Origin of the sequence: Luteimonas notoginsengisoli (genome assembly GCF_042648885.1) — a bacterium.
In the GTDB taxonomy this organism is placed as follows: domain Bacteria; phylum Pseudomonadota; class Gammaproteobacteria; order Xanthomonadales; family Xanthomonadaceae; genus Luteimonas; species Luteimonas notoginsengisoli.
The window spans coordinates 273,361-287,151 of the sequence record NZ_JBHRYF010000008.1 but is presented as its reverse complement, the minus strand read 5'-3'; the positions used below and the strand labels follow the sequence as shown (position 1 = coordinate 287,151).

9 protein-coding genes are annotated in these 13,791 nt (G+C 69.9%); 3 read left to right on the top strand and 6 right to left on the bottom strand.

What is annotated here, in order from left to right; translation table 11 throughout:
* The first annotated feature begins 215 nt into the window (after nucleotides 1-215).
* Together rsgA and ACFOM9_RS09195 are read left to right on the top strand one after the other, a co-directional pair.
* A complete protein-coding gene (gene rsgA, locus ACFOM9_RS09200; protein ID WP_386709352.1) occupies nucleotides 216-1,325 on the top strand; it encodes a ribosome small subunit-dependent GTPase A in 1,110 nt (369 codons plus the stop codon).
* 201 nt (nucleotides 1,326-1,526) lie between these two features.
* Nucleotides 1,527-2,789 (top strand): flavohemoglobin expression-modulating QEGLA motif protein, encoded by a 1,263-nt coding sequence (locus tag ACFOM9_RS09195; RefSeq protein WP_386709349.1) that lies wholly within the window; start codon nucleotides 1,527-1,529, stop codon nucleotides 2,787-2,789.
* Between the two features lie 42 nt (nucleotides 2,790-2,831).
* On the opposite strand, the gene ACFOM9_RS09190 is transcribed toward ACFOM9_RS09195, so the two are convergent.
* The 6 genes from ACFOM9_RS09190 to dgcN form a co-directional block, all read right to left on the bottom strand.
* Entirely contained in the window at nucleotides 2,832-4,193 is a 1,362-nt protein-coding gene (locus ACFOM9_RS09190) for a hypothetical protein (protein ID WP_386709346.1), read from the bottom strand.
* A gap of 232 nt (nucleotides 4,194-4,425) precedes the next feature.
* Nucleotides 4,426-5,325, bottom strand: coding sequence for a LysR family transcriptional regulator (locus ACFOM9_RS09185; RefSeq protein ID WP_386709343.1), 900 nt, complete (start codon nucleotides 5,323-5,325; stop codon nucleotides 4,426-4,428).
* A 158-nt stretch (nucleotides 5,326-5,483) separates the two neighbouring features.
* Entirely contained in the window at nucleotides 5,484-7,250 is a 1,767-nt protein-coding gene (locus tag ACFOM9_RS09180) for a gamma-glutamyltransferase family protein (RefSeq protein WP_386709340.1), read from the bottom strand.
* Nucleotides 7,251-7,618: 368 nt separating this feature from the next.
* Nucleotides 7,619-8,836, bottom strand: a complete 1,218-nt coding sequence (gltS, locus tag ACFOM9_RS09175; protein WP_386709337.1) for a sodium/glutamate symporter — start codon at nucleotides 8,834-8,836, stop codon at nucleotides 7,619-7,621.
* An 81-nt stretch (nucleotides 8,837-8,917) separates the two neighbouring features.
* A complete protein-coding gene (gene dgcA / locus ACFOM9_RS09170) occupies nucleotides 8,918-9,946 on the bottom strand; it encodes an N-acetyl-D-Glu racemase DgcA (RefSeq protein WP_386709334.1) in 1,029 nt (342 codons plus the stop codon).
* Nucleotides 9,931-10,983, bottom strand: coding sequence for an N-acetyltransferase DgcN (gene dgcN / locus ACFOM9_RS09165; protein WP_386709331.1), 1,053 nt, complete (start codon nucleotides 10,981-10,983; stop codon nucleotides 9,931-9,933). The genes dgcA and dgcN overlap by 16 nt, the downstream gene beginning before the upstream one ends.
* A gap of 409 nt (nucleotides 10,984-11,392) precedes the next feature.
* Here dgcN and ACFOM9_RS09160 point away from each other — a divergent pair, with 409 nt between their 5' ends.
* On the top strand, nucleotides 11,393-13,726 hold the full coding sequence (locus ACFOM9_RS09160) for an NADP-dependent malic enzyme (protein ID WP_386709328.1): 2,334 nt from the start codon (nucleotides 11,393-11,395) through the stop codon (nucleotides 13,724-13,726).
* Nucleotides 13,727-13,791 lie beyond the last annotated feature (65 nt).

The following is a 13,791-nucleotide window of genomic DNA, read 5'->3' as shown; positions in this document are numbered from 1 at the left end:
CGGCGCTGCGCGCCGCAGCGGACACTTCCGCAAGCGCGGGCGTGAGCCGGCGAGCTCCGCTGCTGCCGGCCAAGCGGAGCGTATCCGTGGCATCGCACGCACGGGATGCGATGGCGGGCGCCTGGCGCGCGGCTTCCCCGGCATGCTTCGCCTGCGCGGGCCACGGGTGGCGGCTGCGCTTAGAATCAGGCCATGCACACCACCTGCCGACACGCTTGATTTCCGACTTCGCCGCCCTGCGCATCATCGGCTGGCCCTGGGCCGGCGAACCCGAGGATCCGGCATGGCGCGACGCGATGGGCGCCCATCCGCAGGCGCGGCCGGCGCGGGTGGTCGAACAGCATCGCTCCGGCTACATGGTGGCCGAAGGGCCGGGCGAAGGCTTCACCGTCGAATCGCTGCCCGAATGGCAGCGGCCGGCCGGCTATCGCAAGGGCAGCAGCTCGGCCGAGCAGCGCGCCGCGGTGGGCGACTGGGTGCTGCTCGAAGGCGAGCGCATCGTCGCCCTGCTGCCGCGGCGCAGCGCGATCAAGCGCGGCGCGGCCGGCGAGCACTACAAACAGCAGGTGATCGCCGCCAACATCGACACCGTGCTGGTGGTGTGCGGACTGGACGGCGACTTCAATCCGCGCCGGATCGAGCGCTACCTGCTGCTGGTCCACGGCGGCGGCGCGCAGCCCGTGGTGGTGCTGACCAAGGCCGACAAGGACGACAGCGACGTCCAGGCGGCGGTCGCCGCACTCGTCGGCGTGGCCGGGCAGGCCGTGCCGGTGTTCGCGGTCAACGCCAAGGACCGCGACAGCGTCGCCGCCCTCCAGCCCTGGCTGCAGGCGGGCATGACCGCGGTGCTGGTCGGCAGTTCCGGCGCCGGCAAGTCGACCCTGACCAACACCCTGCTCGGCGCCGAGAAGATGAAGACCGCCGACGTGCGCGAGAGCGACGCCCGCGGCCGCCACACCACCACCCACCGCGCGCTGATCCCGCTGCCGTCGGGCGCCTGCCTGATCGACACCCCGGGCATGCGCGAGCTCAAACCCACCGGCGAGGAGGACCTGGCCGAAGGCGGTTTCGCCGACATCGAGGCGCTGGCCGAGCAGTGCAGGTTCCGCGACTGCAGGCACGAGCGCGAACCGGGCTGCGCGGTGCGCGCCGCGATCCAGGGCGAGACGCTCGATTCGCAGCGCTTCGCCAACTACCTCAAGCTGCGCGACGAGGTTGCCGGTGCCGCCGACCGGCTGGCCACGCGGCTGGCGCAGAAGGGCGACGCGAAGGTGCAGGGCAAGGCGCCAGGCAAGCGTACGGACGACAGACGTGGCCGCCACTGAGTCCCTTGTGGGAGCGGCTTCGGCCGCGCGCTGTTGTTCTTGCTCCCGCCCCTGCGAAGGCAGGGGAGGGCTGGGGAGGGGTGTCTTCAGCAGCACCGCGAACCGTGGGCACCCCCTCCCAACCTCCCCCTGCCGTCGCAGGGGGAGGGGCAGAAGCAAAGGCTCGCGGCTGAAGCCGCTCCCACAAACGCGGCTGGTGGCATGACCGGCGGCGGCGCCGACATCGTCCACCACGCCGCGCTCGATGCGCGCATGGTCGAGGCGGCGCGCGGGATCCGCTTGCTGGCCCTGGTGAGCTGGCCGGTGGAACTCCAGGCGCGCTTCCTCGAAGGCCACGCGCGCGGACATGATGTCCCCCCGCAGGTGGCCTATCCGAAGCTCGACTTCACCGATGCGCGGCGCGAATTCGACGCCGTCGCAGCGGCCGCGGATCCCGCGCATCCGCTCGGCGCCTACCTCGTCGAATCCACCCGCAGCTGGTCGATCGCCGCGCAGCTGCTGGAATCGCTGGGCACGCCGGCGGTCGGCGCGCATTCGGTGGCGCTCTATGGCCGCCCCGACGAGCCGCTGCCCGGCCATGGCCCGACCGCGCGCGAAGCCGCCCGGCACTTCATCGACATCGCCAACGAACTCGACCGCGAACTCTTGTCGCCGGCCGAGCAGGTCACCATCTCCGCCACCGCGCTGCAGCTGCAGCTGCAGGCCGACCTGGACCGCTACTTCGGCAGCCGCGTGATCAGCGTCGAACTCGATCCCGGCATGATCGCCAAGGCCGCGGCCGGCGCGCGCCGGATCCGCCTGCGCAGCGGCGCCGCGTACACCGACTACGACCACCACCAGCTGCTCCAGCACGAAGCCTTCGTGCATTCGCTCACCGCGCTCAACGGCCGCGAGCAGACGGTGCTCGGCAGCCTGGCGCTGTCGTCGCCGCGCACCACCGCGACCCAGGAAGGGCTGGCGGTATTCGCCGAACAGATCACCGGCAACATCGACATCGAGCGCATGAAGCGGGTGAGCCTGCGGATCGAGGCGATCGCGATGGCGCTCGGCGGCGCCGACTTCGTCGAGGTGTTCCGCTACTTCCTCGGCGCCGGGCAATCGGCCGAGGAAAGCTTCGCCTCGGCGCAGCGCGTGTTCCGCGGCGTACCGCTGACCGGCGGCCATGCCTTCACCAAGGACGCGGTGTACCTGCGCGGCCTGATCGGCGTGCACACGTTCTTCCGCTGGGCGCTGCGCCAGGGGCAGCTTCGCCTGTGCAGGCAGCTGTTCGCCGGCAAGATGACGCTCGGCGACGTGCAGCGCTTCGCGCCGCTGTTCGAGGCCGGCGTGCTGCAGCCGCCGCGCTGGCTGCCGCACTGGGTGTCGCGTGCGAACGGACTGGCGGGCATGCTGGCGTTCTCGCTGTTCGCCAACCGCATCCGGCTGGACAGCGTGTCCGACGCCGCGCCCGACTTCGAACTCTGAAGGCCGGCTGCAGGCGACCTTCAGGATTCGCGTATCGGCGCGTCAATAACGGATGCCGCCGCCGAAAACCGGCGGCAGGTGCACTTGCGGGTTGTCGCCGAGGATCTCGACGATCTGTTCGCGGATTTCCGGCGGGATGCCCGGGTCGGACAGCGCGGCCATGAAATCGTTGCGGCTGATGTAGCCGTCGCGGCTCCCCTTGCCCGCGGCGGTGTCGAGCAGGACGTACGCGTACTCACCGGAATCGACGAGTCCGTCCACCGCCTGCAGGTCGCCGAGGCCGATTCGTCCGTCCACGCTGTCCTTGCCGCTGGCCGCCGTGTCCACGACATAGCGTGCCGCCGGGCTGCTGAGCAGGAAGGCTGCCGCCGCGCGCACTTCCACGGGCAGGTCGAAGTTGGGGTTGTCGAGCATTCCCTGCAGCTCGTCGACGGTGATGAAGTCGTCGCCACCGCCGACCTGTTCGAAGTACTGGCGCAGCGTCGCGGACGCCGACTGGATGTCGCCGGTACCATCCAGCCGCACCGGTGGGCTGCTCTGCCGCGTCAAGGGATCGTAGCCGGCATACTCGGCCATCATCCGATAGATCTCGGGATGCTCGCGGGCCAGGGTCTCGGGGTACTGGCGGAAGCGGTTCTGCAGGTCGGGCCAGGTTTCGCCGCCGCGCTCCACGAAATCGGTGGACGCGAGCGCCGAGAGCATTTCGTCCTCGTAGGGGAAGTCGCCCGGGAACAGGCTGTCCTGGCCCTCGCGCTGGTTGTAACCCTGCATCAGGTGCGAGAACTCGTGTTGCGGGACGCTGTCGCCCTTGCTCAGGGCAGACATCGTGTAGTTGGCGTCCATGCGGATATGGCCGGCGCCGTACATCGCCCAGCCGGCGGCCTCGCTGCCGTCGTCGGTCCTGGCCGGGCCGTCGTAGAAGCGCAGCACCAGGTAGCCGTCGCCATCCGGCCCGCCGTTGTACTGGTCGTTGTTGCTGACGGCCTCGGTGATGGTGCTTTCCATGATGTCCGGATTGCCAAACGTCGCGGCCACCATGCCACGCAGTGTCATGTCCTCGAGCGCCGCATTGGGGCTGGGCTCCACCCCCGGCTCGTACTGGAACTCGATGCGCGGATCGTTGCGCAGCGTCTCCAGTTGGGCGTCGTACTGCCGCTGCAGCTCAGGGGTCAGGGTCTGGCGGAAGTTGTCGACCGCATCGAGCGTGGACAGGTCGCCGCTGGCGTTCACCGAGGCGAGCGTGGCTTCGAATTCGGCTTGGAGCTGCTGCTCCGGCTTCGGCTGCCCATCCGTGCCGGTGCCGTATGGAACGCCCGGCGGCCGCGAATCGGCGCCAGGCGGCAGCGGGATTGGCCGAGGCGGCAATGGGGGTGGCAGCGGAATCGGGCCGATGGGAGGGGGCATTGGCGGGCGCTCGCGGCAACAAGGGGGAATTCACACGATAGAGCCCGCCGTTGCTGCGAAACACATGGGGCGGGCCCTAGTGCCGGGGACTGAACCTCGTACCGGGCGCTGGCTTTCGCCGATACCGGTGGAATCATTCCCCGTCCGCCGTGCGAACCGAAATGTGTTCGATATCCGACCGCGAGGACCGTGAAGCCGCGGCAGCGCGTCCGGGCTGCGCAGGCCTGCGCGTCTAGGCGGCGGGCGTGCGGATCTCCTGAATGATCGCGGAGAGCAGGCCGATGAATTCCTCGGCCGCCTTCGATGGCGGACGATCCTCCAGGAACACGCATTCGATCTGGAACCGGATCGGCGGGTCGAGCGGACGGAAGCGCACCGATGCGTCGGCGCCCGCGCGCGCGGTGAATTCGTCGACCACCGTCATCCCCGCGCCGCAGCGGGTCAGCGCCGCGGCGATGTAGAACGTCTGGTTCGAGACCACTTCATGGATCACCACGCCGTGGCGCTTGAGCTCGGCCGTGAACGCGTCGCCGACCGGCCCGCTGGCGGTCAGTCCGACCATGTCGCGGCCGTCCAGCAGCGTGATCGGCACCGCGTCGACGACATCCGCCAGCTCGTCCTCCCGGAACAGCAGCATCAGCTGGCCGGTGTCCAGCACGCGCCGCTTCATGCGCGGATGCAGCGGCGGATCGTAGGCGATGGCGATGTCGCAGGTGCGCTCGTACAGCGACTGGAACAGCGCGTCGTGGTGCAGGGTCTGCACGTCGAAGGTGATTTCGGGATGCAGCTTGCGAAAGCGTGCGATCGCCAGCGGCGCGACGTGCAGGCCCAGCGACGGCACGACGCCCAGGCGGATGTGGCCACCGCCGACGTTGCGGATGTTGCCGACGGTCTTCTGCAGCGAGGTGAGGCGTTCGAAGATCTCGCTGACTTCCACGAACAGCGCATGGGCCTCGTCGGTGGCGACCAGGCGCCCGCGCACCAGGGTGAACAGCGTCAGGCCGAGCTGGTACTGGGTATGGTGCAGGACCTTGCTGACCGAAGGCTGCGAGACGTGCAGTGCACGTGCGGCAGCGCTGATCGAACCCGTCGTGTAAACCGCGTGGAAGACTTCTATCTGGCGGAATCGCATGCTTCGATCTTAGGCGAGGCGCGCAGGGCTGTCATTCGACGCATCGCGCGGACGCGTCGGAGTCGCGCGGCTATCCGCCGGTTGCATGGCGGGGTCCGCGGTGGCAGGACGACCGCGTCCTGCCGTGCCGGCGACCGACGCGGAATGATCGCGATGCGCTATTCGGGTTGGCGGCCGGTGCCCTCGCGTCGCGGATCGGCCGCCCACTCGAGTACGCCGTCGCGGTAGAACACCCCGTGCAGGCCGGAATCCTCGCCCGAGCCTGCGCGCACCTCGATTCCGCGCTGCGCGAGCTCCGAGCGGATGCGCGGCGAAAAGCGCGCGGCCTCACCGTCGAAGCGCGTACCGCGCGCAACCAGGTTGGGCAGCTCCACCGCCTGCTGCAGCGGCATCTGCCAATACACCAGGCCGACCAGCGTCTTGCCGATGTAGGCCGGGATCGCGGAGCCGCCGGGGGAACCGATCGCGCCGACGAAATTCCCATTGCGGTCCAGCAGGATCGCCGGCGTCATCGACGAACGCGGGCGCTTGCCGCCGGCGATGGCGTTGGCGGCGGGCACCGGGCCGGCCGCGGAATCCCAGGAAAAATCGGTCAGCTGGTTGTTGAGGAAGAAGCCGCCCACCATCCGCCCGGAACCGAAGTACGACTCGATCGTGGTGGTGATCGAGACCGCATTGCCGCGCGCGTCGACGACCACCATGTGGCTGGTGCCACCCGGCTCGTCGGTGCGGTCGTCCGCCGTGGGGGGCGCACCGGCGGGCGTTCCCGCCGCCGGTGCAGCGGGCGCGGCGCGGGGGCCGATCAGCTGCCGGCGCGCCGCCACGTAGGCGGGGTCGAGCAGGCCGTCGACCGGAACCGGCACGAAGCGCGGGTCGCCCACGTACCGGTCGCGATCCGCGTACATGACGCGGCTGGCCTCGGCGAACAGGAACCACGATTGCGGGTCGTCCGGGCCGCGCTGGTCGATGTCGGTGCCGTCGAGCAATGCCATGAGCTGCAGCAGGCCGACGCCGCTGGTCGGCGGCGGCGCCACGCACAGCACGTACTGCCGCAGCGGCCGGCAGACCGGTTCGCCGACCTCGGGCCTGTAGCCGGCCAGGTCGCGCGCGTTCATCGCGCCGCCGAGCGGCGGCTGGTGCGTTCGCGCCACGATCGCGTGCGCGATGTCGCCGCGGTAGAACGCCTGCGCACCGCCCTGGGCGAGCGTGCGCAGGGTGGCGGCGTAGTCGGGATTGCGCAGCACGTCGCCGACCTGCAGCGGATCGCCCGCGGCATCGGAAAAATACGCGACCACATCGGGCGCCGATGCCTGCGGAAACTTCCCATGGATGTGTCTGGCCAGACGCGGGCTGATGCGGAAGCCCTGTTCGGCGCGCGCGATGGTCTCGTCGAACAGCTGGTCCCAGCGCAGCCTGCCGTGGTCCCGCTGCGCGGCGGCGAACACCGCGACCGCGGCGGGAACGCCGGTCGCGCGCCCGGTCAGCATCGCCTCGCGATGCGGGATCGGCTGCCCGTCGGCATCGTCCAGCAGCCCGGGCGTGGCCAGGGCCGGCGCCGACTCGCGCCCCACGTAGCTCGTCACCGAACCCGTGGCGGCGTCGTAGACCATGATGATCGCGCCGCCGCCAAGGCCCGAACTCTGCGGTTCGACCAGCCCCAGCATCGCTTGCACCGCGACCGCGGCATCGATCGCGCTGCCGCCGCGTCGCAGCACCGCGGTGCCGGCATCGACGGCCAGGGGATGCGCGGCGACCACGACCGCTTCGGATACGGGCGTCGCAACGACCGGAGCCGGCGCGGGCATGGCGGCGCGCTCGCCGGTCGCGCAGGCGCCCAGCACCAGCAGCAGTCCTGCGGCGCCACACGTGCGGGCGCGACAGGAAAGATCGTCGACCACGCGGGCGACGGATCGGAAGCGGATCAAGACAGTGCAAGCGGAAACGATGGGCATGTGCCGAGCCTAGCAACCCCGTTCGCAGCCGTGCCCTCACTTTCCATGGCCGTTGGATAGCCTCCGGTTATGCCGGGGCGGGAGCCCATCTTGTGATCGTCATTCCCACGCAGTCGGAAAATCATCTTTTGATCGTCATGCCCACGGTTTTCAACCAACGCATGTCCGGTGGCACGCGGAAATCCAGCCGCTTTTGATCGTCATCCCCGCGAAGGCGGGGATCCAGTGACTTTGAGCTTCGTTGGCCCAAGGTCGCTGGGTGACCAGGAGTCGTCTGTTGAAAGCCCCGCCTTCGAGGAATGACGCTCAAGGCGAAACCATCGAGCTTCCCCGAACCGCCCCTACGGCCAGAAGTTCAGGAACCCCGTAATGATCAGCGCATTGGTGAAGTCGATGAAGAACGCCCCCACCAGCGGCGCGACCAGGAACGCGCGCGGCGCCATGCCATAGCGCAGCACCAGCGTGCGCATCACCGCCATCGCATTGGCCGTGGTGCCGAGCATGAAGCCGATGAAGCCGCCGCCCATCACCGCGGCGTCGTAGTCGCGGCCCATGATCCGGAACACCGGGATGCAGAACGCCACCACCAGCGCGACCTGCAACCCCAGGTTCACCACCAGCGGCAGCGCCAGCCCGGACAGTTCCCACAGTTTCAGGTTCATCAGCGCCACGGCCAGGAACAGAGCGAGACACACATTGCCGATCAGGTCGGTGGTCTGCACGGACAGGCCGACCCAGCCGGTGCGGTCGTCGAAGTTGCGGATCACCGCGCCCACCAGCATCGCGCCGATGTACACGGGCAGGGTGATGCCGAGCGCGTCGAAGCCCTTGCCCACCCAGGCGCCGGCCCACATCGCGATCAGGATCACCACGATGCTCTTGAGCGCCTTGTATTCGCGCGCCGACTCGGTGTCGGTGATGACGCCGTCGCCGACGACCAGGTCGAGTTCCGCCGCCGCGGCCGCAGGCACGTCCGCTTGCGCATCGCCGGGTTGCAGGCGCAGTCGGCGGATCAGCACGGTGATCGCAGGGCCGCCGACGATGCCGCCGCAGACGATGCCGGCCATGGCCGAGGTGATCGCGATCGATTCGGCGCCGACCAGCCCGGCCTTCTCGAACAAGGGCGCGAAGGCCAGGCCGGTCGCGGGCCCGCCGGTGAGCGTCGCCGATCCGGCCAGCACGCCGAACATCGGATCGAGCCCGAACGATGTCGCCACCCCGATCCCCACCAGGTTCTGGACGATCGCGAACCCGCTCGCCAGCGCCAGGAACACCATCACCTGGCGCCCGCTGACCTTGAGCAGCGCGACGCTGGCGTTGACCCCCATGGAGGTGAAGAAGGCGATCATCAGCGGCGCCTGCAGCGCGGTGTCGAACTGGAACAGCACCGTGTCGCGGCCATGCGCCCACAGCACCACCAGCGCGACCACCAGCCCGCCGATGACCGGCGCGGGCAGGTTGTAGCGGCCCAGCACCGGAACGACGCGGCACAGCGCGTAGCCGAGGAAAAGGGCGAGGCCGCCGAAGGCCACGGTCTGCACCGCGTTCAATTCAATCATGTGCAATGCCCGCCAGGAAGAAGATCCCGCCCGACGGCGCAGCAGCGCGGGCCGGTGCCGGCCATGGAAGCATGGCGGACGTCACCGCGCGCTGGCCACGGCGTTCCCGGTATTCGCGTCGCGGCCCTCGCCCCAGAAGCCGGGCGCGGGCGGGTGCAGCGCGCCGTTGCGCGAGCGCACGCCGTCGGCGTGGTCGGCCTGCAGCCACAGCGGGCCATCGAGGTCGACGAACTCGGCGCCGCGCGCCACCAGGAATGCCGGCGCGATGCCCAGCGACGAGCAGATCATGCAGCCGACCATGATCCGGAATCCGCCGGCGCGCGCTGCCGTTCGCAGCGCCAATGCCTCGGTCAGGCCGCCGGTCTTGTCGAGCTTGATGTTGACGGCCTGGTAGCGCCCCTGCAGGCGCGGCAGGTCGGCGGCGACATGGCAGGACTCGTCGGCGCAGATCGGCACCGCCGATGCAAAGCCTTCCAGCGCGTCGTCGTCCGCCGCCGGCAGCGGCTGCTCCACAAGGGCCACGCGCAGCGCTGCCAGCGAGGGCTGCATGTCGCGCAGCAGGGCGATGTTCCAGCTCTCGTTGGGGTCGACGATCAGGCGCGCGTCCGGGGCGGCCCGGCGCACCGCCTCGATCTGCGCGGCCGGCGCGCTGGCGTCGACCTTGACCTTGACCAGCCGCGCCGAGGCGATCCGCGCGGCCGCCTCGCCCATGCGTTCGGGCGTGTCCAGGCTCACGGTCAGCGCGGTCGTCAGCACCTGCGGCGGCGCCAGGCGCAGCGTCGACCAGACCGACGTACCGGCGCGCTGCGCTTCGAGGTCCCACAGCGCGCAATCCAGGGCGTTGCGCGCGGCGCCGGCCGGCAGCAGTTCCGCCAGCTGCGCGCGCGACGCGCCGTCGGCGATCGCCTGCCTGGCGCTTTCGATCTGATCGAGCACCGACTCGATGGTTTCGCCGTAGCGCGCGTAGGGCACCGACTCCGCGCGTCCGCGGCAATCGCCCTCGCCGATCTCGATCTCCACCACCTCGGCCGAATACTTGACCCCGCGCGAGATGCGGAACGGCGCGGCCAGCGCCCAGCCGCGGTGGCGGGCGCTCAGTTCGCGAAGCATGACTGCAGCCGGTCCGCAATGCGTGCCACGCCCATGCGGACCGGGTCCTGGCAGGGCAATCCCAGCGCGTCCTCGATCTCGGCGCAGATCCGCGCCGCGGCGTCGGCGCTTTCCGCGCGCGAGGTGTTCGCGGCCACGCCCACGGCGATGACCTCGGGACTGGTCAGGCGCGCGGCCTGCAGGTTGGCCTCCAGGCAGGTCACCAGGTCGGGCACCGGGTAATGCGGCAGTCCGCGCATGTGCGCGCGGCCGGGTTCATGGCACAGCACCAGCGCATCGGCTTGGGCGCCGTGCAGCAGGCCCAGCGAGACGCCGGCATAGGACGGATGGAACAGCGAGCCCTGGCCTTCGACCAGGTCCCAGCCGCCATCCTCCCGCGCGGGCGAGATCCATTCGGCGGCGCCGGAGATGAAATCCGCCACCACCGCATCGATCGGCACGCCGGCGCCGGCGATGAAGATGCCGGTCTGGCCGGTGGCGCGGAAATCGGCCCGCACGCCGCGCGCGCGCAGTTCGCGTTCGATCGCCAGCGTGGTGTACATCTTGCCCACCGAGCAGTCGGTGCCCACCGCCAGCAGGCGCCGGCCGGCACGGCGACGGCCATTGCCCACGGCCAGCGGCGGCGGCTGCCGCGCATCGAACAGGAAGCGCCCGTTTCGCTCGGCCGCGGCCACGATCCGCGGATGCGAGGCCAGCCGCTCGTGCAGGCCGGAGGCGATGTTCATGCCGGCATCGAGCGCTTGCACCACGTGCTCCACGGCTTCGGCATCCATGACGCCGCCGGCGTTGGCGACGCCGACGATCATGGTGTTCGCGCCGGCCTCCACGGCCTGGCCGAAGTCCAGGTCCGGCAGGTCGAGCGTGGTCCTGCAGTCGCTGCCCCGGAACTGGCCGACGCACCACTGCGGCCGCCAATGGGCCAGGCCGCGCGCGGTCTTTGCCGCCAGGTGGTCCGGCGCATTGCCCAGGTACAGCAGGTACGGCGGCGCCCAGCGGGAAGCGGGCGCGGCCTGGGCAGGCGAGGCAATCGAAGGCATGGGTCTGGGCAGTCCTGGCATGGCGCGGGCGGAGGGGGTCGCGGCCGTCGTGCAACGACACGGGCGTTGATCGGAGCAGGTCCCGGCGCGGACGACGGGGATTGGCGGCGTGCGACATGCCCGGCGTGACCGTTCTTGCAGCACCGTCGGGCTGCAGGGATGGCGCGTCGCCGGCGTTCCGCACGGGATGCCACAACCTTAGCCACTGGCCTGCCGGCCGACCATTGAAAAGACGCAGGCCGTGCATAACCGCGGGTTATGCGTGTCGGCCGGCAGGCGGCGACGCCGGAACGCCGGCGGCCTGCGTTGCGTTCGAAGTGGGCAAGGAAAAGCAGGGCGTGCGTCGGTCCAGGGACCCCGTCGGATGCGGCAAGGTAGAATCGAAGCAGCCTTCGCAGAATCGCCAGACATGTCCGGACAATCCCCAGAAACGCCCGATCCCGACCAGCCGGGCAACCTGCCCGACGACTTCAGGCAGGCGGCGCTGGACTACCACAGCCTCGCCCCGGCCGGGAAGATCAAGGTCGCCGCGACCAAGCCGATGGTGACCCAGCGCGAACTGGCGCTGGCCTACTCGCCGGGCGTGGCCTATGCCTGCGAGGAGATCGCCGCCAACCCCGCCGCCGCCTACGACTACACCGCGCGCGGCAACCTGGTGGCGGTGATCTCCAACGGCACCGCGGTGCTGGGCTTGGGCGACATCGGTCCGCTGGCCGGCAAGCCGGTGATGGAAGGCAAGGGCGTGCTGTTCCAGAAGTTCGCCGGCATCGACGTGTTCGACATCGAGGTCGACGAGAAGGACCCCGACAAGCTGGTCGAGATCATCGCCAGCCTCGAGCCCACCTTCGGCGGCATCAACCTCGAGGACATCAAGGCCCCGGAATGCTTCATCGTCGAGCGCAAGCTGCGCGCGCGGATGAACATCCCGGTGTTCCACGACGACCAGCACGGCACCGCGATCATCGTCGGCGCCGCGGTGCTCAACGCGCTGCAGGTCGCGGACAAGGACATCGGTAACGTCAAGGTGGCCACCACCGGCGCCGGCGCGGCGGGCATCGCCTGCCTGGACATGCTGGTGGCGCTGGGGGTGAAGCAGGACAACATCATTGCCTTCGACCGCGACGGCGTGATCCACGCCGGGCGCCCGGGGCTCGACCCCGACAAGGCGCGCTACGCGGTCGACACGCCGCTGCGCACGCTGGCCGAGATCGTCGTCGGTGCCGACGTGTTCCTCGGCCTGTCGGCCGGCGGCATCCTCAAGCCCGAAATGGTCGCCACGATGGCGCCGCGTCCGATCATCCTCGCCCTGGCCAACCCGTATCCGGAGATCCTGCCCGAAGCGGCCAAGGCCGTGCGTCCGGACTGCATCATCGCCACCGGCCGTTCGGACTACCCGAACCAGGTCAACAACGCGCTGTGCTTCCCGTACATCTTCCGCGGCGCGCTGGACGTGGGCGCCACCGAGATCAACGAGGCGATGAAGCTTGCCTGCGTGCGCGCGATCGCGCGGCTGGCGCAGATGGAGTCGTCCGACCTGGGCAGCGCCTATGGCGGCGACGTGACCTCCTTCGGCGCCGACTACATCATCCCGCGCCCGTTCGACCCGCGCCTGCTGACGGTGCTCGCGCCGTGCGTGGCCGAGGCGGCGATGGCCTCGGGTGTGGCGACGCGGCCGATCCTCGACATCGGCGCCTATCGCGAGAAACTCGGCCAGTTCATCCACCGCACCGGCCTGATGATGAAGCCGGTGTACGAGCGCGCGCGCGCCGATCCGCAGCGCGTGGTCTACGCCGAGGGCGAGGAAGAGGCGGTGCTGCGCGCGGTGCAGACGGTGGTCGACGAGCAGCTGGCGCGACCGATCCTGATCGGCCGCCCGGATGTCATCGAAACCCGCATCGAGCGCTTGGGCCTGCGCCTGCGCGTAGGCGAGGATTTCGACCTCACCAACATCAACGACGACCCGCGCTTCCACGAATACTGGAGCCAGTACCACGCGCTTACCGCCCGTCGCGGGGTGACCCCCGACGCGGCCAAGAACCTGCTGCGCTCGCGGCCATCGCTGATCGCCGCGCTGATGGTCGAGCGCGGCGAAGCCGATGGCCTGATCTGCGGCCTGGTCGGCCGCTTCCACAAGAAGCTCGGTTACCTGCGCAGCGTGTTCGACCTCGACCCGGGCGTCACCAGCACCTCGGCGATGACCGGCGTGATCAACGACCAGGGGCTGTGGTTCTTCCTCGACACCCATGTCCAGCTCGATCCCACCGCCGAGCAGATCGCCGAGAGCACCCTGCAAGCGACCTACCGGCTGAAGCTGTTCGGCGTCGAACCGCGCGTGGCGCTGCTGTCGCACTCCAATTTCGGCAGCCACGACAACGCCTCGGCGGCGAAGATGCGCAGGGTGCGCGAGATCCTCGCCCGCCGCGCCCCGCGCCTGAACATGGACGGCGAGATGCAGGGCGACACCGCATGGCACGAGGACATGCGCACGCGGATGTTCCCCGATACCACCCTCAAGGGACGCGCCAACCTGTTCGTGATGCCCAACCTGGACGCGGCCAACATCACCTACAACATGCTGCGGGTGATGACCGACGGCGTCGCCATCGGCCCGATCCTGATGGGCATCGACCAGCCCGCCCACGTCCTCACCCCCGCCAGCACCCCGCGCCGCATCGTCAACATGACCGCGATCGTGGCGGTGGAAGCGCAGATCCGGAAGCTGCAGAGGGAAGCCAATACCTGACCGCGTCGCGTATGCCCTGTAGGAGCGGCTTCAGCCGCGAGCTCTTGACCCGATGCCCCAGGTCG

Bases quoted from the DNA above. Each gene is read 5' to 3' on its own strand.
- ACFOM9_RS09195 (WP_386709349.1), top strand. From the start codon at position 1,527: ATGACCGGCGGCGGCGCCGACATCGTCCACCACGCCGCGCTCGATGCG.
- ACFOM9_RS09160 (WP_386709328.1), top strand. From the start codon at position 11,393: ATGTCCGGACAATCCCCAGAAACGCCCGATCCCGACCAGCCGGGCAAC.
- ACFOM9_RS09190 (WP_386709346.1), bottom strand. From the start codon at position 4,193: ATGCCCCCTCCCATCGGCCCGATTCCGCTGCCACCCCCATTGCCGCCT.
- gltS (WP_386709337.1), bottom strand. From the start codon at position 8,836: ATGATTGAATTGAACGCGGTGCAGACCGTGGCCTTCGGCGGCCTCGCC.
- dgcN (WP_386709331.1), bottom strand. From the start codon at position 10,983: ATGCCTTCGATTGCCTCGCCTGCCCAGGCCGCGCCCGCTTCCCGCTGG.
- dgcA (WP_386709334.1), bottom strand. From the start codon at position 9,946: ATGCTTCGCGAACTGAGCGCCCGCCACCGCGGCTGGGCGCTGGCCGCG.
- ACFOM9_RS09185 (WP_386709343.1), bottom strand. From the start codon at position 5,325: ATGCGATTCCGCCAGATAGAAGTCTTCCACGCGGTTTACACGACGGGT.